This is a genomic window from Rufibacter ruber (assembly GCF_001647275.1).
Lineage (GTDB): Bacteria > Bacteroidota > Bacteroidia > Cytophagales > Hymenobacteraceae > Nibribacter > Nibribacter ruber_C.
The window spans coordinates 83,166-106,148 of sequence record NZ_LRMM01000007.1 but is presented as its reverse complement, the minus strand read 5'-3'; the positions used below and the strand labels follow the sequence as shown (position 1 = coordinate 106,148).

Sequence of the window (22,983 nt, the reverse complement as noted above, 5' to 3'; positions counted from 1 at the left end):
CCTGACCTGGTTTGGCTTTTTCCAGACAAGGTCAGGAAGGGAGGCCATTTTCTGAAAAAGAGACTATTTCTTACAACGGGAGGGGGCAGTTCAGCAGCCCCCTTTCCTTCCTGCTGTATTTCAGTAGGATTCAAAGGGGTACGCATGACTTTCCTGAGTTTTCTGTTTTGGGCCTGTTTTTAGGAAAACAGGTCAAAAACAGAAGGCAGGGTAAAAGAACAATAAGAAACGGTGAAGCTGCCACTGCCTGATCAGACCAAAAGGATTTTCAATTTTATACGCATACCTAACCACCTACATGAAACATAAACTTTTACTACTCCTTTTGTTCACCTTAAGCTGGGGTATTTTTCAGACTAAGGCGCAAAGTACTCCTGAGCCCTTCTTCAAGGAAGGGGAGAGGGTGAACTTTGTTGGCAACAGCATCACGCACGGCGGGTACTTCCATAATTACCTGTTGTTGTTTTATGCCACCCGTTTTCCCAACCAGAAAGTAGTCTTCTACAACTCAGGCATCTGGGGAGACAATGCCAACAGTTTCCTGCAGCGCATGGACGCTGATATTCTGAGCAAACCGGCAGAATACGCCGTGGTTATGGCCGGAATGAATGACGTAAACCGCAGCCTCTATGACCCGGCCCGCCAGAATGAAGCTGACATAGAGACCAAAAAGGCACGCGCCCTAACAGACTACAAAGGCTATTATGAGCAGGTAATTCAGAAATTACTGGCCGCCAACCTAAAAGTTATCTTGCAGAAGCCTACCATTTATGATGAGACCGGTACCCTGCCCGCCCCCAACATGCCGGGCGTAAACGGAGCCTTGCAGAAGGCCACCGTTATCATTGATGAGCTGGCCCAGAAGTACAACCTGAAGACGGTGGACTATTACACCATCTTAAACACCATCAATGCCCAGCTTCAGGCTACCAACCCGGCCGCCACCATTGTGAGCAATGACCGCATTCACCCCGGTGCCCCAGGGCATCTGGTCATGGCATACCAGTTCCTCAAGGAGACCAATGCCCCCAGGTATGTATCTAAAACGGTGATAGAAAACGGCGCTGTAAAAGAGTGTGCCAACTGCACCGCCCGTGACGTCAACATGGCCATGGGTAAGGTAGAGTTCAAAGTTAAAGCCAACAGCCTGCCGTATCCGGTTGCCTCAGATGCCGCCCCCGCTCTGGCGTGGGTTCCGTTTATAAGGGAGTTCAATGAGGAATTTTTGCAGGTTTCCCCCCTGAGCCCGGGCAAGTACACCCTGCTGATAGACGGCACGGTGGCTTCTGAGTTCACCCATGAGCAACTGCAGGCCGGTGTGAATCTGGCCACCATACAAAATACCCCCCAGTACAAACAAGCGCTTCAGGTACAGGGGCAAACCTCCCTCTACAGAACCGTACAGATAAAAGTGCGAGACCTGAAACGGGTGGAATTCAGTTACCTGCCCCGCGATCTTTTGGGCAAGCCGTATTCTGAGATAGAGGCGTACATCAATCAACTCATCAGTACCAATGATGTCAAATACACGGCAAATAAAGCCTTGTTTGATAGTTACCTGGTAAACAAGCCGCAGGAGCAGGCGCTGGAGCAGCAGCTAACAGACCTTGCTGATCAGATATATGTCCTCAATAAACCGGTAGAGCATACGTATCAGATCTTACGCAGCTTCCAGACCCAGACCCACATCTGGGACTTTGATAGCCCTATAGTAAACAACACCATTCAGGGATGGACCATAGTCAACTACAGCCCCGCCACCACTGAGAACGGCATTTTGAAACTGTTTGGCACCAGGGCCAATAACCTCATCAGATATGACGCACCGGTTGGTTCTATTGACCCCGCGGTGTCTAAGGTGGCTGTGATCAGGCTAAAGAATGAGACCATCCACAACAAAGCCCGTTTCTACTGGTGGTCCTCCAACCCTACCCATGATGCTGCCTTTATTGAATTTGATATTTCGGCCAATGATACTGATTTCAAGGAGTACATCATTGATTTAAGCAGAGATCCCCGCTGGGCGGGTGGTATTAAAATCATCAGGTTTGATATTCCTGCCTCCCTCAGTGCTTCTGAGTACACCAAGCAGATCAGCGTAGACAATGTACGCCTGTACACGTTCCCAGACATGCCAGACCGCACCCCGGCGCCCTTTGGGGTGAATCTGGCAGGGGCCGAATTTGGCTCAAACATGCCGGGTGTCGTCAATACGGACTATACCTACCCCACTATCCCTGAATTGGACTATTTCAAATCAAAAGGGCTTACGTTGATTAGGCTTCCATTCAAATGGGAACGAATTCAGTTAACGCTGGGCGGTGCCCTGGACCAGGCGGAGTTGGGACGAATGAAAAAATTTGTAGAGGCGGCCCGGGTGAGGGGAATCTGGGTGCTGCTTGACATGCACAACTACGGGCGCCGCAAGATCAACGGCACCGAATACATTATTGGCGCGCCTGAACTCACCATTGCGCATGTGGCAGATGCCTGGGGCAAGCTGGCGGCTGAATTCAAAGACTACGGCAACATCTGGGGTTACGGCCTCATGAATGAGCCCCATGACATGCTGGCCTCCACGCCCTGGAAGAACATTGCCCAAGCCCTGATCACCAAAATACGGGAGGTAGATACCCAAACTACCATTGTAGTGGCCGGTGACAGCTGGAGTTCTGCTGCCAGATGGCAAACCGCCAGTGATAATTTAAAAACCCTGTCAGACCCGTCAAAAAAGCTGATGTTTGAAGCCCATCAGTACTTTGACAGAGATGCCTCTGGTAGCTACGCCGGTACCTATGACACTGAAGGAACCACCCCAACCACGGGTGTAGAACGGGTGACACCGTTTGTGGCCTGGCTCAAGCAGAACAATTTCAAAGGCTTTGTTGGAGAGTACGGGGTGCCAGATGATGACCCCAGGTGGTTGGTGACCTTAGACAATATGCTCAACTACCTGTCTGTTAACTGTGTGAACGGTACGTATTGGGCTGCCGGCCCCTGGTGGAATACCTACAAACTTGCGGTGGAGCCCAGGGGAGGGGTGGACCGGCCGCAATTACCAACGCTCCAGAAATACCAGTTTGCCAGCAATAACTGTTCTACCCTGACCGGTATCAAAGAAGATTTGGAAGCCTCTAAGAAATACGTATTGTTCCCTAACCCATCCCGCCATGAGCTTTTCCTGGATACCCCAAACTTCAATGGCGGTCAGGTAACCATTACAGATTTGTTAGGGAGAACAGTGCTGAATGGAACGGTGAAGGAAAGAACCATAGACGTTAAGGCGTTGCCAGCCGGTACGTATCTGCTGGTGGTAGTGAAGAAAGAGCAGCGTCTGTATAAACGGTTTATCAAAGAGTAACGGTTGCTGCTAGAGGAGGTGGTTTCCTGTTTTGGGGCTGTTTTCTGAAAAATAGCCCCAAAACAGGAAAACCACCTTCTCTGTTGGGCAGAGGGATGAGAGAATCCCTTCAGGAACAAGTAAACCAGAAGCAGCCTGGCGGTAATTTATTTGCTTTGGTATTCCGGGTTCACTGCAATGGCAAACTTATACTTGTCGCCCCGGTAAAGAGACCTTTCAATCTCAATGACCTTGCCAGTGTCTGCCATCACGGCGCTGTCTAACACAAAGATGGGAATAGGGGCTTTGGTGTCAAAGTTGTTGTTGGGCGCAGAGGGCTGCATAATGTCAACACTCAGCGTTTGCTTGATGTCAGAAATTTTCAGGTTGTAGTTGTCTTCATACACCTTAAAGTATGAGATTTCAGTGGAAAGGCGGTCAATTTTAGGGCAGAGCGTGAGGGAGATGTATTTGATCTCATCTTTCATCAGGTCGTCATCTGCGTAGCGCAACTGGTGTATTTTGAGTACGGGGCCTTCCATGATGAGGTGCTTGCCCACTATGTCAGAGGAGATGCCTTCCTTTAAGATGGTTTTTTCTATGATGATGTTCTTTGGGGTGAACCCTTCGGCTTTAAGGTTCTCATTGAACCCGCGGCGGGTCATGTCCAGGGAGCCAAGGGTGCGCATCACGTGGTGGTCAGAAGACCGGTTGAGCACAAAGGTGCCTTTGCCTTTGATTCGCCTCGCCCAGCCGTTGTTCTCTACTTCCAGGAGGGTTTTGCGGGCTGTGGTGTTGCTGATGTGGTAGGTTTTGATGAGCTCGTTCTCAGAGGGAACCTTGTCTCCTGGAAGCAACTCACCGCTTTTGATTTTTTCTATTATTTCTTCGCTGATAGAAATAAACTTTGGCTTCATATGATTGAATGGCAACGGTAGAATTGGACTACTATTACAAAATTAAAATTTAAATGCAATCTACCCGCTTTTTCAGGGTATGAATTTGTGTTTTTTCGGTATGAGGTAGGAGCGGGGCCCTAGAGAGCCATTAAGATCTATTGGCTGTGGCGCTTTTGGCGCCACTTGCCTGTTACTCCTTTATTAACAAGTAAGTTATATTTATGCGTAAATTATTCCCTTCTTTTTTGTTTCTGGTGCTTTTTATCACTCAACTGGTAGTCTACGCACAGTCAGATGTGAAGGTGAGCGCCAACCAACGGTACCTGGTGTATCAAAACGGAAAGCCTTTCTTCTACCTGGGAGATACCGCGTGGGAGCTGTTTCACCGCCTGAACCGCGAGGAGGCCGCCCGCTACCTGACCAACCGGGCCCAGAAAGGGTTCACGGTCATTCAGGCGGTGGTGCTGGCCGAGCATAACGGGCTGGAAGACCCCAATCCCTACGGGAACACCCCGCTTCTCAACAATAACCCGGCCACGCCCAATGAGGCATATTTTGAGCACGTAGATTTCATCATCAAAAAAGCACAGGAGCTTGGGCTGCACATGGCCCTGCTGCCTACCTGGGGAGATAAGATTTTTAAAAACACCTGGGGGGTGGGCCCTGAGGTGTTCAACCAGGAGAATGCCTTTACTTATGGCAAGTACCTGGGAAACCGGTACAAGCATCAGCCCAACATCATCTGGGTAGTGGGCGGCGACCGAAACCCCAGAAAAGACACCACTGATGTCGCCATCTGGCGGGCGCTGGCCAACGGCATTATTGAGGGCGTGGGCGGGCAAGACAAGGCGCTTATGACGTTCCACCCCCAGACCAACTCCTCTGAGTGGTTCCACCAAGACGAATGGCTGGATTTTAACATGCAGCAGACCGGGCATTGCCCGGATATAAAAGTATGGGAACGCATCACGCATGATTACCAACGGCAGCCCACCAAACCCACTTTTGACGGGGAACCGCTGTATGAGGAAATTCCGGTTTGCTTTGATTTGAAGAATGGCCGGGCCCAGGTGGTAGATTTGCGCCGAAGGGCATACCTCAGTCTTTTTGCCGGTGCGCACGGCCACACCTATGGCTGCAACAACATTTGGCAGATGTGGCAGCCGGGCCGCACAAAAGCAGTGGAGGCCAACCTGCCGTGGTATGAATCCCTGGACCTGCCCGGCGCCCAGCAGATGACCTTTGTACGGAAACTGATGGAGTCACGGCCGCTGTTAGAGCGGGTGCCAGACCAGTCACTGGTGGTGCAAACCTCAGATGATTTCAGTACCCGTATTCAAGCCACCCGCGGCCTGGACTATGCTTTTGTCTATACGGCCTCCGGTATCCCCCCGGAAGTTAGCTTGGGCAAGATCTCTGGTAAAAAAGTCAAGGCCCACTGGTATGACCCCAGAACTGGAACCTATACCAAAGCCGGCACCTTCAAGAACACCGGGACAAGGCGTTTTACCCCGCCCACGCAGGGAGCAGATCAGGACTGGGTTTTAGTGCTGGATGACACCAGAAAGAAATACCCGGTCAAGTAAACCAAGTGAATGGACAGAAACACCTAGAGCATGTTTAAATTTGCTTTTTGTGCTGCAAACGGGTATCAAAAGAACCAGACTTTGCAGTTGACTCGCACCATAGCGGGGCGTATGCTGCTCAAAAAACGCTTCGCCAGAACCTTTCGCTCCCCGTTTTCGCTTGCAAAATCAAAAATTAAACAAGCTCTAAACATTTTTTTGTGTGTCCTCTAGAAAGGTTCTGGGTGGCGAACAGCGGCGGAAAAATGAGAACTCAACTTGTTCTCTGCAGTCCTTTCTAATAGAAAAAATAGACAAGAACATCTGACGATGCACCCGCACCTTTGAAAATCATTCTGCCTATGTTGTTGGTAGTCCCGCACTGTTTTAGGATAGAAATCCATGCCCAGGGTAGGGGACAGGGGATGATGACTTGTGCTGAGTTGAACATTTCCAGGCATTATTCCTGATCATGTTATTATTCCACTTCATTGGTCTTCTTGCGCCCTTGTAAGCTTCTACCCCTTTCAAGGAAGGGGCAAAAATGGAACATATTTCCTGAGTTCATCTTGAAATTGCAAATGCTGCTGATTACCTACCCATGAAAAGAGGTGCGGGCCATGCGCGCGCTCTATTGGGTAGTCTGTTTTCGGCCTGTTTTTAGAAAAACAGCGAAAACAGAAATTTGAGGCAGGCTTAAACAGGGGGTAGAATTGCACGTTATTGAGCAGGAACAGTTTTCTGTTGCCCGGCTTCTGAAATCTCCCGCACCCAGTGCTCCTGCAGCAGGAAGTACAGGCGGGAGTAATGTTTCTGGCGCCAGCTGTCTTGCGCTAATTGAAGGTAGGGAGCATATTTTCCGGTAGCCACCCCTTTTTGATTGGCTTCAAACTGCAACTTTTTCAGGTCTTCCTCCAGTTTCTTCACCCACGCCTCATCTACTTCCGCCCTGGCGGAAGAGACCCGTTGGGTGGAGGAGGAGCTGGTGAACACCTGCAAATCATACGGCTGAAGCCGAACCGTTAGCTTGTCTTTCCTCTTAGTTTTAGCGGCGGTCACTGGGTTGGCCAATTCGCCTTTCTCCAGCAGGCGCACCTCGGTCTCTACAGCCGTGGGGAGCAGATTGAGCACGTAGAAGTAGAGTTGGCCATCTACCACTTGTTGCCTGATCCGTACGGGATCTGTGGCCGTGGCCACGTCTTCAAACTTAACAGCGGGCAACGCATGGAACGCATCTGAGAACCGCTGAATCTCTTTCTCCATCCCGAAGGTGCCAATCAAATAGCCTCCTTTGGTGATGGTGGTAGCCTCCAGGTTGTTTAGCGCGAGCACATAAGGTTCAAGGCTATGGTAACTCACAGGGTTGAAGGTGGTCACCCGCCAGGTGAATTCCTGCACGCCCAGCTTCTGAAGGCCGTCCATCTGGTGGGTTCTGCCTACCGGGTCTTCCCAATAACGGTCATGAATAGTCACGCCCACATTTTTTAACGGCTGTAGAGAGGCCACCACCTCTGGGGCGGTCATGATAGTACGGTTTACCTCATGGGTGTCTGGCTCATAGTTAACCCGTTTCCAACGCAAATCTGCCGGAACAAAGGTGTAGTTGAGCTGGAGGTTGGGGTTATCTTTGTACAAGGCCGGGTCTATCCCCATCTCGCGCAGCACCTCTACCGGGTTTTGGTTCAGGTAGTCTGCCAACCGGTTGTTGTGGGTCAGGTGTACAAACAGGTTCAGGATGAGTTTCAGGTCAGACCGGTGGGCTGCCACCAGGTTTCCCATTTGGTTGTAATGCTCATACAGGACTTTGCACCGCCAGTCAATCCAGGCTTTCTTGGCCGCAGGGTTGGCCATGAGCCAGTTGTAGCTGTTGCTGAACCTCTTTGGGTCTCCCGCCACATACCCGGGAATCTTAATGTTGCTTTCCTGCTGAAAACGGGTCAGGTTAATGTCATTGTAGCCAGACTCCAGGGAGGCGAAGGTGTACAGCTTCGGACGGGTGATCACCAGTGAAACTGCTTTCAGGGCGGGCTCCTGCCCGTACCGTTCGCAGACCTCAGACACTACCTCCTGTACCGCCTGCATAACCCGTGGGTCTGCCGCATTGTAGTTGGGGTCCGCCCCGTGCCAGTAGCCGTACCAGAGCTTCCCGTCTTTGTTCACGTTGATCACGGTTTCTTCGCCCTGCATGACTTTTGCCGAGTCTGCCAGGGCATATTTGTTCAGGCTGGGAAGGGTGTGTATGTGAAGACCGGCATTGAACTTCATGCCCTCCTGGTCCAGCCGTTTTAAGAGATAGGCCGGGAACCCGTCTGGGTGCGGACGGGTACCGCCCTGGGCCCCGTCAATGTCTGGTTGGAACGGTTCTGCCCAGGTGCCGTACAACGGACCGGCATACCAGGCAATGGGATACTCAAATTCGGTCTGTCCAAAAGATTTCAGGTAGCTAATCAACCGGTCAGTGGTTTGGGAGAAACCATCTAGCTGGGCAGACGTGCCAAAGCTCAGGTTCAACACCGGGTCTTCATAATACAGGCCGGTGCGGCGGGCGGGGGCGCTTCCTTTGAACACCGTTGGGGGCTGGTTCGCCTCCAGATGGCTCACCCGGTAGATCTTAATTTCTTTCACGGCCGCAGGTTTGGCGGTTTCTGCGGTCATAAAGATGAAGGCCTGCCGCTTAGACCGTGGCCAGAAGACTATGCGGTGCTCCTGCATTCTATTGGACAGCGGGAACTCGCCACCGGTATAAATGCCGGTATGGGCCTGGTAGTCCCGGGTATTGGCAAAGTCCTGCAGCAACACCTCCATGGTTCGCTCCTTGTCATCTGGAAACGTAATGAAGGCCACGTGCGGCTCATTCACGTCTTGCACTTCAAAGTCCAGCACAAAACGGTTATGGCGGGCGGGGCCAGATTCACGGTACTTGCCCAGCGGGGAGGTGACAACGGTGCTGCTGCCCGCCTGCGCAATAGGGTGCCTGGTGGCGGCGTCTATTTGCGCTACTAATTTTTGGGTGGCTGGGGCGGAGTGGGTACTGCTTTGGGTGGAGAGGACGTGCAGCGGAGAGGTAACCAATTTTGTCTTCTGACCTTCAGAATACGTCACCATTAAGGAGTACTCGCCCGCCGCTTGCACTAACAACGGAATCTTTACAAAGCCTCTCTTCAAACCGGGCAGGGTATGGTTGGGTAGATTACCGGACTCCAGAACATTGCCGTTGGGGCCGCTGAGCTGATAGGCCAGTTGTTGTAACTGTATCTCCTGCTCACCCGGGTTATGTAACGCCACATGTACAAATTCGGCTTTGCCGGAAGAAAGAAAAGGGTCTTTGATGGAGACCTCTGCCGTGAAGCGCCGGTACTGGAGGTACGCCTGACGGGCCTCTGCCTCAGTGATCTCGCGGCTGTAAATGTAAATTTCGTCCAGAGCGCCGTTCCAGGCCTGCTCTCCTTTTTCATTCAGGGCACCCAGAAAGAAGAAGGGATGGTTCTGGTGCTTCCAGTTGGGCATCCAGCCGGTGGAGGCCTGCTGGCCGTCTACGTAAAGCGAAACCCCTTTCTTCTCGTTCCAGGTAATGGCCAGGTGGTGCCACTCTGGCTGGTCTGAAGGCAGGAGTTTGCTGTAATACACAATGCTTTCCCGCGGGTCGCGCAACTGGAACCGCATACGCTGGTTCAGCATGTCCCAGGTGTAGTGCAGGCTGCCCTTGGTGCCGGGGCCATTTTCATTGAACAGCACAAACGGGCCGCCTTTTTTCCCTTCCTGTCTGGCCGGCATTTTGACCCAGAGGGAAAGGGTGCCTTGTTGCTTGTTCAGGTTGTGTAAGGACTGGAACTGCAGCGTCTGTCCTTTTCCAAAATAGGCTGCTTTGCCCCTGATTCCGTCTACTAATGCGGGCAGGTTTTTATTTTCAGGGGTATTTTTCCCTTTGGCCTGCGCGGCGAAGCCTTTCTCAAAGCTCAAATGGAACAGGGTGGGAGGGGCCGTTTCTGGTTGGGTCTGTGCCTGCACAGACAGGGTGCAGAGGAGGAGTAAACCTGCCAGACGAAAAAAGTTAAATCTCATACCGGTATTGGGTTTGGTACCGCTTTTCAAGCAAGCGGCTAGATGATTCACTTAAAAGCCTTTCTGTTTTTTGGCTGTTTTGGCCAAAACAGCCCAAAAACAGAAAGGCAGACTGGCCTTGGGAAATGACCAGTCTGTATGTAGGCAAAGGGATTATTTTTCGTACTTGAACTTACCCTGCATCACCTCCCGGAAGAACTTTCCCTGGTCGGTGGGCTCGTACTCCCAGTTTTTGATCATCTGGGGCACCCACACCGGGTCAAACACCCACACCACCCATGAGATGCCTTTCTTGTGGAAGTAGTTCATAATAGAAGGGCCGTACTTGCCGTCATCATGCAGGTTCTCATCCTCACCGCCCTTCATGAAGCCAATCTCAGTGGCTATTACCGGATATTTATCTGCCACAAACCCGAAGTCCTGCTCCCACTTTGGCTCCCGCGGAATGGGGCGCTTGCCGGGGTAGGGGTGCACCACATAGCCTATGCCCTCGCGGGCGATGGGGTTCTGGCGCACCGGCGTCAGGTCATAAGCCCAGTTGAAGCCCGCCACCAGCGGCACCGCCTTTTTGTTCTGGGCGTAGATGACATCAATGATCTGCTCCATCAGCCCTTTCCACTCTGCCCAGGTAGTATTGCCGTACTGGCCGTCATAGAGGGTGGGCTCGTTGAAGATCTCGTAGAAAGCCACGGCGGGCGCCTCTTTGTAGTGGGCGGCAATGGTTCTCCAGAAGTTGAAGGTTTCTTTCTTGGTGGTGTTGTGCATGTCATGGGCCAGGATCTCCATGTCCAGGTTCCCAATGGAGTGCCAGTCAATGATCACGTAGATGCCCAGTTCAGAGCACCAGTCCACAGCCTGGTCCAGCAGGCGCATGTACTCCTCCACGCCGCGCTGGTGCCAGGCAATGGGGTGTACCGGAATCCGGATGATGTTGGCGCCCCAGCTCTTGATCACTTCAAAGTGCTTCTTGCCCCATTGGCCGTCCTTGACCAGCTTATCAGGGTCTGAGATGGAGACGCCTTTAAAGACTATTGTCTTTCCCTTCTCATCTACAAATGCATTGCCCTTCACGCTAATGAAAGACATTTTCTTATAGCTGGGATCTACTTTGAAAGGCTTCAGCCGCTCAATATGCCACCATTCCCGCTTTACCTCATTGCTCTGCAGGCCAGGCTGGGCAGAGGCTACGGGAGAAAGCAGGAGCAGGGCGAAAAAAAAGAATAGAAGGTTTAACGGGTTTTGTTTGAACATAGTGCGTTAAGTTTGGCTTTGCGCAAAGAAAGCAAAATTTACAGGATGGGAGGTAGTATTTTCTTAGCGATAAGTAGCACTGAGTCTGTTTTAGGTACGCCAGAGGCAACTGCTGCTCAGGAAGATTCACCGTAAGTGGCAGAAACAAGAGGAGTGCCTGAAGAAGCAGGCAGAAAAGGATTTGTCCTTTGGCTTCTGTTTTTGGCCTGTTTTTAAGAAAAGAGGCTAAAAACAGAAACGGATTTAGCCAGGAGTGACCATTTTTTAACGTGCGTACTAAGCACGGCATCCCTGCCGCAAGAGGGCTGTAGTTCAAATTATCTGTACGCTACACCAGAAGGGAACACTTTAGAAAGAACCTGCCAGTTCTGCCTGCGCTGCCAGCACGGCGCCCCAGGAGAATTGGTCACACAACCGCCGCATGTTCTGGGGCAGGGCGGCTTTGATTTCCACGCGCTGCCGGGTAAACGGATGGGTGAACACCAGCGAGGCGGCGTGCAGGAGCAGGAAGGGGCTCTGCTGCTGTTCCAGAAACATGAGGTTATGGCGCCAGTCGCCGTGCTTTTTGTCCCCAATGATGTAATGCCTGAGGTGGGCGAAGTGTTTCCTGATCTGGTGCATGCGGCCCGTTTCTGGTTTGACCTTCACCAGGCTGTAGCGGGCGGTCTGGTAGCGGCCCACCGGAATGGGGAGCTCCACCGTGGCCAGTCGTTGGAAATGGGTAACGGCTTCCTGAGGCTCTTTGAGCCCGTTGTCCCGGTCAGGCCGAATAGGGCTGTCTATGGTGCCGGCCTCAGGGGCATATCCCCGCACTATGGCAAAATACGTCTTGTCGGGCTGGCGCTCGGCAAAAGCCTGCACCAGTGGGGCTGCCGCCTCGGGCGTTTTGGCGAAGAGCAACACGCCCGAGGTGCCCCGGTCCAGCCGGTGCAACGGGTAGAGGCGGTACCCTAGCTGGTCGCGCAGCAACTGCAGGGCAAATTCTATCTTCTCCTCGGCAATGCGGGTTCTATGGACCAACAGCCCGTTCGGCTTATTGATGGCTACATACTGCGCATCTTCATAGATAATCTCCAGCAACACGTCTGACTTTCTTAATGAACCGGCAAATTACGCATTTTTTACCGGTGTCTGGTTCCTGGGTCAAGGTGGTGCCCAGGTAGGCTTGGGGCCGTAATTCCTCTCATGGGGAAAAGACCGGGAGGGTTGTTTTGGAGCTACTTTCAGGAAAACAGGCCAAAAACAGAAAATGGGGAACAGTGGCAGGCGTTGGCACCAGGAGCCTTGAAAAGAAGAAAGATTTTTGGGCAACGGGTATGGTATAGAGGCGGAGTGATAAATTTTACCGTTCCCCATGATCGCCTTGACCCTAACCGCTTTCCTTTTAGTTATATTATGTTTACCATTACTTTTTCTTAGATTTATAGTATAATCAGAGAAAAGTGAGGAACCAACCCCTGCCCCCTTCTAAAAGCCAAAGTCCTATTTACTGGGAAAAGCTGGCCCAGGTATCACTTGACATGATCTGCACCATTGACAATGACGGGTATTACACCTTCGCCAGTGATGCCAGCCTCTTGATGCTTGGGTACACCAGCAGTGAAATGGTGGGCAAGCATTACCTGAGCCTTTTGCACCCGGAAGATGTGGAGCGTACCACGTTGGCGGTCCAGCAACTCCTAACCCACGGGGCCCCCCATAATTTTGAGAACAGGCTCCTGCACAAATCAGGCAGAACCGTACATGTGATGTGGTCCAGCTCCTGGTCTCATGAAGATGGGAAAATGTACAGCGTGGCCCGGGATATTACTGAACTGGTGGCCACCCGGCAGCGGCTGGCTGAGAGCGAGCAACGCTATAAGGGCCTGTTCCAGCATAACCCCGATGTGATATTTCTGGAAAACCGGACGGGTATGATCACCGAGGTGAATGAGGCGTTCTGTGAGAAATGGGGGGTGACCCTGGAGGAAGCCCTCAGCAGGTCGGCGGCCTCTTTTTTCCCGGCAACCATGGAGGCTGCCACCCAACAGGCGTTGCAAGAGGTACTGCAGGGAAATACGCTCAGGCATATGCTGGAAATCAACGTGGGCGGAGAGGAGCGGATGTATGACACCATCAAGTTCCCTATTAAAGTCAATGGCCAAGTGGTGGGCGCTCAAACAATAGCCAAAGATGTGACTGCCGCTGCACAGGCCTATAAAACCATTCAGCAGCAGGCCAACAAGCTCAATACCATCTTTGAAAGCATCTCAGATGCGGTGATCATGCTTGACAGAGACGGCTGCCTCACCTACATCAACAACGAGGCAGAGCGGCTGGTAGGGCTTGACAAACAAAAAGATCTGGGGAAGAATATCTGGGAAATATTCCCGCAGGAGGTAGAGGGCGAACTCTATGCCCACTACTGCCACATGCTTGCGGCAGACACCCCCGCCTACCTGACCACCAAGGTGCATAGCAAGGAGCTCTGGCTGAGTGTGAAAGCCTACCCCTCTGCCGAAGGTGTATCTGTCTATTTTGAGGATGTCACGGAGCAGGTGGTGTCCAGGCAGGAACTGGAGAAGCTCTCCCTGGTGGCCAGCAAGACCAACAACTGCGTAATGCTGGTTGACAAAGACTGGCGCATTGAATGGGTGAACGAAGGCTTCTCCCGGCTGTTTGGCTACCGGGTGGAAGAGGTGAAAGGAAAACGCCCGTCGCAGGTGCTGCATAACGCCAAAACGGATACGTCTTCATATGAGAAGCTCTGGGGGAAGTTAATGCAGGGCGAAGACATATTCTTTGAGATTTTAAATGTCACCAAGGGCGGCGAGGAGGTTTGGATGACGGTAGACATCACCCCGGTAGTGAACGAGGAGGGAGAGGTCTACCGGTACATTGCCGTTCAAACAGACATCACCAAGCTGAAGAACTCTGAACTGGACCTGGAAAAGCTGGCCAAAGATCTTTACAAACAGAAAAGGGACCTACAGGAGTTTACGTACATCATTTCGCACAACCTGAGGGGGCCGGTGGCTAACTTGTTGGGGTTAACCCAACTACTGGTCATGGAAGACGCGGCTACTGAGAATTTCCAAAAATCACTCACATTTCTGCGGCAAAGCGTGGTCAAGCTAGATGATGTGCTCATGGATTTGACCACCCTGCTGAGTATCAGAGATACCACCGCTAACCTGGAACTGGAGCCTGTTGCCATACAGGAGGTGGTGGAGCTTGCTTTGTCCTCTTTCAAAGAGCCATTGGTCCAGACCGAGGCCAAGGTGGTTTTGGAGATAGAGGAGGGCTGTCTGGTGCGGGCGAACAAAGCGTATCTGCACAGTATTTTTTACAATCTGCTGTCTAACTCCATCAAGTACAAGGCAGATGGGCGCGCGCTCCAGATCAAGGTGACCTGCCACCCCGTGCCGCATACGCAGGAAGTGCTCATCTCCTTCACTGACAACGGCTCTGGCTTCAACCTGGAGAAGGCAAAGAAAAACCTATTTAAACTCTACAAACGGTTCCATACGGTACAGGAGGGGAGAGGCATAGGCCTTTTCCTGATCAAGAGCCACCTGGATGCCATGGGCGGGCGAGTGGAGGTAGAAACCCGGGTAGGCGAGGGAACCACCTTTCTGGTGCACCTCCCGCTCTACGCCTAAGTGCATTGCCATTCGCTTTCCAGACAAAGAAACTGCCAGGCGTAAAATGGGGGTGAGATAGGGGTTAACCTTTGAAGAATTCCACAAGCCAGGTTGGCGCTGTGTGCCCAGATTTCTGTTTTCGCTGTTTTTCAGAAAACAGGCCGAAAACAGAAACACCTCTGTGCAGTGCATTTACTGGTGTTGTGCCAGAAGCTGCTTAACATTTCCCTTTTTCAGCACTTGAGGATCTGGGCTGGCGCGAGCGTCCGGCTGGGCCACGGTTTGGGCCTACTTTCACAAAAACAGCCCAGAAACAGAAGCTCACCCTCCTAAAAGTCACCCAGACGCTTGCGCCCGGAACTAAAAAGAAAACTCTAAACAACTTCTTGGGAGAAGAGCCTGAATCCGGGAGGTTTGGCCCGCCAACCAGGGGAGCGAAAGATGCTGGTGCAAATATCTTTAAGGGATCCGGCAAGGCTCTTGAGCGAAACTAGGGAAGGAAGGTTTGCCGCCCGCTTGCCGCGCAACCTCAAACGGAAGCCGGGGCTAAGCCCATTGCCTGTTTTTCTGCCGTGATACACCGTCATGAAGCCGGAAATACGGGAGAAAATACTGGTCTGCAGCACTTGCGCCCCTGGCTGTGAGCAAGCGGCAAATAATTTTATCAGAGCGGGCAGAACAGTTTCCATTTAAAGAATTACTTTAGAGCCGGTTTAACAGGAGGCTTTGTCAATAAGATGGGCCCTGTCAGGTTCTCCAGGGGTGGTGTACGCCTTCCCTGCTGCGCTGCTAGAGTGTAAAAAGGGAACAGGCTGGCGCTGGACCATGGGCCCGGGCCGCATCAAAGACCGTTTTAAAAAAGCTCTCATAAAAGATTAAGGTATTTCCTGCTTATGTATTTTTTCTCTTTCCTGGCCGCCTTCCTGCTCCTGAGAAGACTGCGGAAATCTATGCTCCTGACAGACCAGGGGGCTAAATGGGATAAAACCCTGAACATTGCCAGCTGGGTATCATTAGGGGCGTTCATCATCTTCAGCAACTGGATAAGCGAGTTCTGGGAAGATGTGGTGGGCATTGCCTACCTGATCCTGGTGCTGACGTTGGTGTACAAGGAGAAGGATTTTAAAATGGTACGGTCACTTTTGCAGTCCTTTTACCCGTATGTGGTCATTTGCCTGCTAAGCCTGCTCCTGAAACTCATCTCCCCAGAACTGCACAATGATTGGGATGATTATATCACCATGGCGGCACTGGCGGGGTTTGTGTACATCTTTGCCGCCTGGATGAGCTTCAACAAGGGGCAGAAGGCGCTGGAGGTGGAGCGGGAGAAAAGAATTGTAGAAGAGAAGCAGCGCAAAATCATTGAGGCGCACAAAGAGGAGCTAGAGCGGCAGGTGGCCCAGCGTACCGCTGAGCTGACCAAACAGAAAGAAGAGCTCCTGCATACCGTAGAGGAGCTGCAGGCCACCCAGGCCCAACTCATTCAGCAGGAGAAGCTGGCGTCGTTAGGGGAGTTGACCGCCGGTATTGCCCATGAGATTCAGAACCCGCTTAATTTTGTGAACAACTTCTCAGAAGTAAGCATTGAGCTGCTGGAGGAGCTGAAAGAAGAGGTTTTTCAGCATCTGCCGGCTGCTGAACAGGAAAACGCCGCAGAAATCCTGCAGGACCTCACCCAAAATCTGGAGAAGATCACCCACCACGGCAAACGCGCTGATTCAATTGTGAAAGGAATGCTACAGCACTCCCGCATCAGTACCGGGCAGAAAGAAGCCACCGATCTCAATGCCCTGGCAGACGAATACCTGCGTCTCTCGTACCACGGCCTCCGGGCAAAAGACAAAACGTTTAACGCCAGCCTGGTCACTGACTTCGGGGCTGACTTACAGGCCATCTCTGTGATTCCGCAGGACATGGGCCGGGTGTTGCTGAACCTGTATAACAACGCCTTCTACTCTGTGTCTGAGAAAAAGAAGAAGCTGAACGGTAGTTTTACGCCAACCGTGAAGGTGAGCACCAGAAGGGTGGGCAACTCCCTGGAGATCACCGTGCAGGATAACGGGCTGGGGGTGCCGCAGCAGGTGCTGGATAAGATCTTCCAGCCTTTCTTTACCACCAAACCCACCGGGCAGGGAACCGGGCTGGGCTTGTCGCTGAGTTATGACATCATCACCAAAGGCCACGGCGGTGAGCTGAAAATCAATACCCGGGAGGGGGAGTTCGCCGAGTTTATCATCACGCTTCCGCTGCAGGAGGGCGTTGCGTCCGGTTCCGGGCAGGTAAAGGGGGAGAAAGTACGTGTCTAACCCAGGGCAGGGAGGGGGCAGCCTCACAGGTCATGCACAAGGCAACGGTGCCGGCCAGGCGGCCTTTTCTAAGAAAACTACTGAGCATTTCTGTGCCTTACACCTTGGTGGGCAGTTTTAAAAACTCCCACTTCTGTTTTCGGCCTGATTTCCCAAAAACAGGCGAAAACAGAAATGCCGGCAGCTGGCCAGCGCCAGGGTGAGGAAGTCGCAAACCAGTATCAGCATTCTGTTCAGGGGCCTCCAAATGAATTTATCAGCGGTAACCCTAGCATAAACGGGAAAGAAGTTCTAATTTGAATTCAAAATAACGTGCATGAAAGTTTTAGTGGTAGATGATGAGGCAGATGTGCAGCCTTTGTTCCTACAGCGGTTTAGAAGGGAGATCAGGAGCGGTGAGGTGGAGTTTACGTTTGCCCAGTCTGGGGAGGAGGCCTTCAGCTACCTGGAAGACCATTTCTCAGAGATTGTACTCATTCTCTCAGACATCAACATGCCGGGCATGAGCGGGTTAGAGCTGTTGCAGCAAATCAGGGCCAAACATGACTCAGCCCCGCCCACTTACATGATGGTCACCGCCTACGGCGATGAGGAGAATTACCAGCAGGCCATGCAGTTTGGCGCCGATGATTTCCTGACCAAACCCTTAGACTTTAGTGCGTTAAAAGATAAACTTAAAACTTTTGCTTCCTAATGGCCAAAATTTTGGTGGTGGACGACGAGACTGATTTAGAGCTCCTGATTAAGCAGAAGTTTCGGAAGAAAATCAGGGAGAACGCGTACGAATTTGTTTTTGCCCATAACGGCGTAGAGGCGCTGGAGAGACTGGCTGAACACCCAGACATGGACATCATCTTGAGTGACATCAACATGCCGGAGATGGATGGCCTGACGCTGCTCACCAAACTGCCAGAGGCCAACCCCATTGTGAAGGCTGTGATGGTTTCCGCCTACGGCGACATGGACAACATTAGAATGGCCATGAACCGCGGCGCCTTTGACTTTGTGTGCAAGCCCGTGAACTTTGAGGACCTGGAACTGACAATGGAGAAAACCGTGCAGCACGTAAGCCAAATCAGGGAGACGGTACAGGCCATCAAAGAGAATAACATTCTGCGCATGTACGTAGATGAGAACGTGCTCAACTTTATGACCCACAAGGAGTTTGAGCACAGCCTTATGGCCAATGAGACCCTTGACGGCACCGTTCTGTTCATGGATATCTGCGGCTTTACCTCCATTACAGAGAAAGTGCAGGCCAATACCGTGGTGAAGCTGCTCAATAATTTCTTCGACCTTATGGTGAAAGAGATTATTGCCCAGGGAGGCCACGTAGACAAGTTCATGGGAGACGCCGTGATGGCGGTCTTTAAAGGCGAGTACCACCTGGACCGGGCCATGGACGCCGGGCTGGCGGTGCGGCAGCACTTTCAGGAGATGGACGAGGTAGACATGGATGGGGTGGCGTTTAAACCACAGGTGTCTATTGGCATTAACACCGGTGAGATGGTCTCGGGCAACATTGGGTCAGCGTCTTTGCGCAGGCTGGACTACACCGTGATTGGTGATGTGGTAAACCTGGCGCAACGGCTCCAGTCAACTGCCAAAGCGGGGCAGCTGCTGATTTCAGAGGCCACCTATGAAAAAGCCAAAGAGTCTTTCAAGTGCCAGAAAATAGGGGAGGTGTCTCTTAAGAACAAAGCCAAACCGGTAACGGTTTTTGAAGTGCTGGAATAGCGGTTTAGGCCTGTTTTTCTGAAATCAGGCCTAAAACAGCTTATGTGCGTTGGCTTGAAGCGGTTTTGTGTTTTCTCTGGTGAAGCTGCTGGTTGTTGGGTGTGTTTTAGAGCTGTTTTCCTAAAAACAGGCCAGAAACGCTCCCGTCCAGATTAAGGAGAAACGAAGACGTTCCCAGAATGTCTGTTGAGAATAAAAAATTGAATTCCCCCCTGGAACAGAAGTAACCGGTACAAGTGAAGCGTCTATCGCGCTGTTGCAAGGGGTAAGGGGGGAGGTTGAAACTGAGATATACGCTTTTACATGAATAGCAAAATCAATTTGCTGTTGAACATAAAACCTGCTGAGGCCAAACTGGTGCGGCAGTTGTTTCTGGTGCAGTTCTTCCTGGGCGTTGCCACCGCCTTCCTGTTTACCTGTACGCTGGCCATGTTCCTGCATTCTTTTGAGGTGCGGGAGATTCCCCGGGTGTACATCCTGTCTGCAGGATTATTGTTGGTGGCCAATGCCTTTTATGCCAAACTAGAGGCGAAACTCCCGGCCAAGCGGCTTCTGCAGACCATTATCCTGTTCTCCGCGTTTTCAATTCTGCTCACCTGGGCGGGGGTTTCTTTTCTGGCCGCCAAATGGCTGCCGTTGGTGCTGTCTTCCTGGAACATGGTGGTGTACATGTTGGTGGGATATGCCTTCTGGGGCATGGCTGCAATCATTTTTAACGTGCGGGAAAGTAAGCGTCTCTTCTCTGTAGTGGGGGCGGGAGACATTCCGGCTAAATTGATGGGCTACACCGCCGTTTCAGTACTGGCGCCGTTGCTGGGGGTTGAGAACCTGCTGTGGTTTTCTATTGGCGGTTTTGTACTGGCCTATTACTTTCTGAAACGCTTTGAGCACCATGCCATCTCTGGCCACCCTGAAAGCCATGGGCATGACGCCTCACACGGTCATGGCCACCCGGCAGAGACCTCTTTCCTGAAGAAGTACTTTCAGAACCGCCTTATTTTCGCCATCACGCTTTTCTCTCTGGCGGCGTTTACCGTCTACTCCCTCATTGATTATACCCTGCTGGCAGAGGTGAAGTCAAAGTTTACCAGCAGCCCAGATCTGGCTACGTTCATTGGGGTGTTCTTTGCGGTAGGCCGCGTGCTGGCCCTGCTGGTCAAGCTGTTGTTCAGCAGCCGCGTGATCAGTAGGCTGGGGCTGTCTAATTCCCTTTTAATTGCGCCGGTGGTGCTTCTGGTCATTTCAGGGTTTATGCTGATACCCGGGGAGAGTGAGAAAACCATTCTCTATACTTTTGGGGTGATGGTGCTGCTGTCTGAGGTGTTGAAATCTGCCGTGCAGGAACCGGCCTTCTTTGTGCTTTTCCAGCCACTGGATCCCCACTCCAGATTAAAGGGGCATCTGGTGTCAAAAGGCTATACCATGCCCCTGGCGCTGCTGGCCACTGGTTTGTTCCTGGCCATCTATAAACATTACAATGGCGGAAGCATCTCCATCACCCTGGTTTGCCAGATTCTGGTTTCCCTGATAGTGCTCTGGGTGGCTACTGTTTACCTGATTAAAAAAGAGTATGTGCATTCTTTGGTGCAGGCGTTGAAGAAGGGGTATTTTACCGGAACCGAGCTCTTTCTCAATGATGAACCCGTTAGAAAGCTGTTGCTGGAGAAGCTGGGCAGCGGCAAGGCAAAAGAGGTGATTCTGGCGCTGGAGTTACTGGAGCGCTCCGGCTACCGCCACCTGGAGAAGCAGATGCTGCCTTTGCTGCAGAGCCCTTCGGCCACCATCAGGAAATATGTGCTCTCCAAGGTGGTAGACCTGAGGTGGCCGCAGGCTTTTCCGTTGATAGAGCAGGCGCTGGGGCGTTACCCGGAAGATAAGGCGAAGCCTGAATTTATAAGAGCCGCCTTTTTTCTGAATCCGGTGCTGCCGGACCTGCAGGCGGCCCAATCCCCACACATGAAAACAGCGGCTTTGACTGGGCTGGCCCTGAGAGCAGAGGCAGCAGCGTTACAGTTGGTGTTGCAGCACCTGCAGGAGCTGGTGCAAGGCTCTGAGTCAGAACAGGCAATGGCATTAGAGGTTATTTCCAGAACTTACCGTAAAGAGTTCCGGCCCCTTTTGAAAGATCTTTTGCTAGACAGGAAAGCCGCTGTGTATAAAAGAGCCATGGAGGTGGTGGGAAAAGTAAAAGACTTTGGGCTCTTCCCTACTGTGTTGGAGGTGGCGCATACCAAAGACGCCCCCTATGCCCTGCAAGCTGCCTTCGTGCATTTAGGGGATGAGGCTTTTACGGCGCAAAACCTGCCCCTGCAACAACTTCCTGCCGGGTTGCAGTTGGCCGCCATTAAAGCAGCGGGCAAGGTGCGGGGCGAGCATTCTACCCATTTTCTAACCCGGCTGTTTGCTACAGGTCTGGCGCGGCAGGGTGCCTTGGTAGAAGCCCTCTGGAACAAAAATGCCGAACTGGGTTCTGAGGCAAAGCAACAGGTTGAGGCATTTTTGAAAACAAAGCTGGGGCAGGGCAGGCAGAAAGCCCTTTACAGCCAGTTCCTGAGCCAACAGAATACCCTCCCCCTACTAAAAGAAGCACTGGACGCCGAAGGAAAGCAGGACCTGCAGCGTATGATGGAAAGCCTGGCACTGTTATTTGACCGGGCTCAGGTTAACCGGGTGATGGAGATGCTGGCCATTGGCTCCCCAGAGAAAGTGGCCAACGCCATTGAAATGCTGGAACAAGTAGTACCCAAGAAATATTTCCTGCCTCTGGAAGCGCTCCTGGACGTAACTTTAGACCCGGAAAAACAACTGGCCCGCCCCGCCGAATTGCAGCGGTTAGATACGGCTTCCATTCTCAAAGACCTGATCACCGCCAATTCAGCCAGCTGCTCCTCCTGGACCAGGTCTGTTGCATGCTATAGCCTACTGCAAACTCCTTTTTCCGGCCTTAAAGACGTTTTGGCCGCCCAACCAGTACCGGTTCAAGACGCGTTATACTCAGAGACCCGCGGGTTCGTTTTATCACAGCTTACCAAATCTGCTTATGTTATTGATTGAGAAGGTCCTCACTTTGCATTCTTCGCGTATCTTTCATGACACTCCAGAGTCTGACTTAGTGGAACTGGCAGGCGCACTGGAGGAGCTGCATTTAGACGCAGATGTTCAACTGTTCGCCAAAGGGGACCACGGAGACAGCATGTACTTTGTGTACAAAGGCAATGTTCGCATTCATGATGAAGAGCACACGTTTGCCAACCTGGGAGAAAATGAGATTCTGGGGGAGCTGTCTATTCTGGATGCCGAGCCCCGCTCAGCTACTGCCACCACCACAGAGCAAACCATTCTGCTCAAACTGGAGCGGGAGCCGTTTTATGAAATCATGATCTCTAACGCAGAAGTTTTAAAAGGCATCTTGAAAACGCTCTGCAAGCGCCTACGGCAGATGGACATCCTGCTGGTGGAAAGCAGAGCCGCTACGGCCGCTGATTAAGCTTTGCCTTGATCAGTGCCAGGTGCTGCTGCTTTTGCGTTTCCCGGCTGTTTTTTGAAAAAGAGGTGAAAAACGTGTGGCTTTCCAGAAACCTGACCTGCAGCTGGTTCCATTGTTCCTCATTCTGCACCACCCCGTAGCAGGTGAATTCCTGAAAGAGCGTTTGCCCGATTGGGAAAAAGTCATCACGCCCCAGATAATCCAGATCAGCGTCACAAATAATTTCCTGCAGCTTGTTTTGCGGGGCCTGCGGTACCTGGGTGGCCATGATCAAACGGCAGATAATGGTTATTTCCTCCGGGGTGAACCCAAAACCGGGAAGTTCCTCCTTGGCCAGAGTACAGCTTCTTTCTTCGTGCTGCTGGTAGGTGTATAAAAAACCTGCGTCATGGTACAGGGCTGCCACCTGTAGCAGCAAAAGTTCTTGAGGAGCGGTAACTCCTTCTTTCAGGGCTATTAGGCTTACCTGCTCAAATACATCTAAGGTATGGTGCAGCGAATGATAGGTTAAGTCTTTAGACAACCCTTCACGTAACTTGGCAACTATGTGTTCATAAAGCGGCTCCAATGAAATTGACATATAACTTGTGCGGTAAGGGAGTAGTCTGCTAAAGTAAATATAACATTTTCTCCCATACCTGAGAAGGGAAAGGCAGAAGACATGCCTTTAATGCGGGTTGGGGTTTTGAACCTGTTAAAGATTGCAGGCTGAG

At 51.9% G+C, this 22,983-nt stretch carries 14 protein-coding genes; 8 read left to right on the top strand and 6 right to left on the bottom strand.

Features of this window, described 5'->3' with window-relative positions; translation table 11 throughout:
• The first annotated feature begins 298 nt into the window (after positions 1-298).
• Positions 299-3,361 carry a cellulase family glycosylhydrolase gene (locus A8O25_RS04765; protein WP_082893440.1) on the top strand — a complete coding sequence of 1,021 codons (3,063 nt, stop codon included), beginning with the start codon at positions 299-301 and terminating at the stop codon, positions 3,359-3,361.
• 146 nt (positions 3,362-3,507) lie between these two features.
• On the opposite strand, the gene A8O25_RS04760 is transcribed toward A8O25_RS04765, so the two are convergent.
• Positions 3,508-4,257: a GntR family transcriptional regulator gene (locus A8O25_RS04760; protein WP_066831566.1), complete on the bottom strand. Its 750-nt coding sequence runs from the start codon at positions 4,255-4,257 to the stop codon at positions 3,508-3,510.
• A gap of 203 nt (positions 4,258-4,460) precedes the next feature.
• Between A8O25_RS04760 and A8O25_RS04755 the strand changes: the two genes are divergently transcribed.
• Positions 4,461-5,825 (top strand): glycoside hydrolase family 140 protein, encoded by a 1,365-nt coding sequence (locus A8O25_RS04755; RefSeq protein ID WP_066831563.1) that lies wholly within the window; start codon positions 4,461-4,463, stop codon positions 5,823-5,825.
• A gap of 699 nt (positions 5,826-6,524) precedes the next feature.
• Here the strand turns inward: A8O25_RS04755 and A8O25_RS04745 are convergent.
• From A8O25_RS04745 to A8O25_RS04735, 3 genes are all read right to left on the bottom strand, one after another.
• A complete protein-coding gene (locus A8O25_RS04745) occupies positions 6,525-9,866 on the bottom strand; it encodes a LamG domain-containing protein (protein WP_153042591.1) in 3,342 nt (1,113 codons plus the stop codon).
• A gap of 153 nt (positions 9,867-10,019) precedes the next feature.
• Positions 10,020-11,117: a glycoside hydrolase family 5 protein gene (locus tag A8O25_RS04740; RefSeq protein WP_066831552.1), complete on the bottom strand. Its 1,098-nt coding sequence runs from the start codon at positions 11,115-11,117 to the stop codon at positions 10,020-10,022.
• A 348-nt stretch (positions 11,118-11,465) separates the two neighbouring features.
• Positions 11,466-12,200, bottom strand: coding sequence for a pseudouridine synthase (locus A8O25_RS04735; RefSeq protein ID WP_338152729.1), 735 nt, complete (start codon positions 12,198-12,200; stop codon positions 11,466-11,468).
• Between the two features lie 359 nt (positions 12,201-12,559).
• On the opposite strand from A8O25_RS04735, the gene A8O25_RS04730 reads away from it, so the two are divergent.
• On the top strand, positions 12,560-14,758 hold the full coding sequence (locus tag A8O25_RS04730) for a PAS domain-containing sensor histidine kinase (protein WP_066831549.1): 2,199 nt from the start codon (positions 12,560-12,562) through the stop codon (positions 14,756-14,758).
• 356 nt (positions 14,759-15,114) lie between these two features.
• Here A8O25_RS04730 and A8O25_RS22865 read toward each other — a convergent pair whose 3' ends face one another.
• On the bottom strand, positions 15,115-15,429 hold the full coding sequence (locus A8O25_RS22865; RefSeq protein WP_153042590.1) for a hypothetical protein: 315 nt from the start codon (positions 15,427-15,429) through the stop codon (positions 15,115-15,117).
• Between the two features lie 204 nt (positions 15,430-15,633).
• On the opposite strand from A8O25_RS22865, the gene A8O25_RS04725 reads away from it, so the two are divergent.
• The 5 genes from A8O25_RS04725 to A8O25_RS04705 all read left to right on the top strand — a co-directional run bounded on the left by A8O25_RS04725 (position 15,634) and on the right by A8O25_RS04705 (position 22,270).
• Complete coding sequence (locus A8O25_RS04725; protein ID WP_066831545.1) at positions 15,634-17,046, top strand: sensor histidine kinase; 1,413 nt, start codon at positions 15,634-15,636, stop codon at positions 17,044-17,046.
• A 316-nt stretch (positions 17,047-17,362) separates the two neighbouring features.
• Entirely contained in the window at positions 17,363-17,740 is a 378-nt protein-coding gene (locus A8O25_RS04720; RefSeq protein WP_066831543.1) for a response regulator, read from the top strand.
• Complete coding sequence (locus A8O25_RS04715; protein WP_066831540.1) at positions 17,740-18,783, top strand: adenylate/guanylate cyclase domain-containing protein; 1,044 nt, start codon at positions 17,740-17,742, stop codon at positions 18,781-18,783. The genes A8O25_RS04720 and A8O25_RS04715 overlap by 1 nt, the downstream gene beginning before the upstream one ends.
• A gap of 303 nt (positions 18,784-19,086) precedes the next feature.
• Positions 19,087-21,837 carry an NTP/NDP exchange transporter gene (locus tag A8O25_RS04710; protein WP_066831537.1) on the top strand — a complete coding sequence of 917 codons (2,751 nt, stop codon included), beginning with the start codon at positions 19,087-19,089 and terminating at the stop codon, positions 21,835-21,837.
• Positions 21,824-22,270, top strand: a complete 447-nt coding sequence (locus A8O25_RS04705) for a Crp/Fnr family transcriptional regulator (protein WP_066831534.1) — start codon at positions 21,824-21,826, stop codon at positions 22,268-22,270. The genes A8O25_RS04710 and A8O25_RS04705 overlap by 14 nt, the downstream gene beginning before the upstream one ends.
• Here the strand turns inward: A8O25_RS04705 and A8O25_RS04700 are convergent.
• The gene (locus tag A8O25_RS04700; RefSeq protein WP_066831531.1) at positions 22,254-22,850 is read right to left on the bottom strand and encodes an HD domain-containing protein; all 597 of its coding nucleotides are present in this window, start codon (positions 22,848-22,850) and stop codon (positions 22,254-22,256) included. The genes A8O25_RS04705 and A8O25_RS04700 overlap by 17 nt on opposite strands.
• Positions 22,851-22,983: the final 133 nt, after the last annotated feature.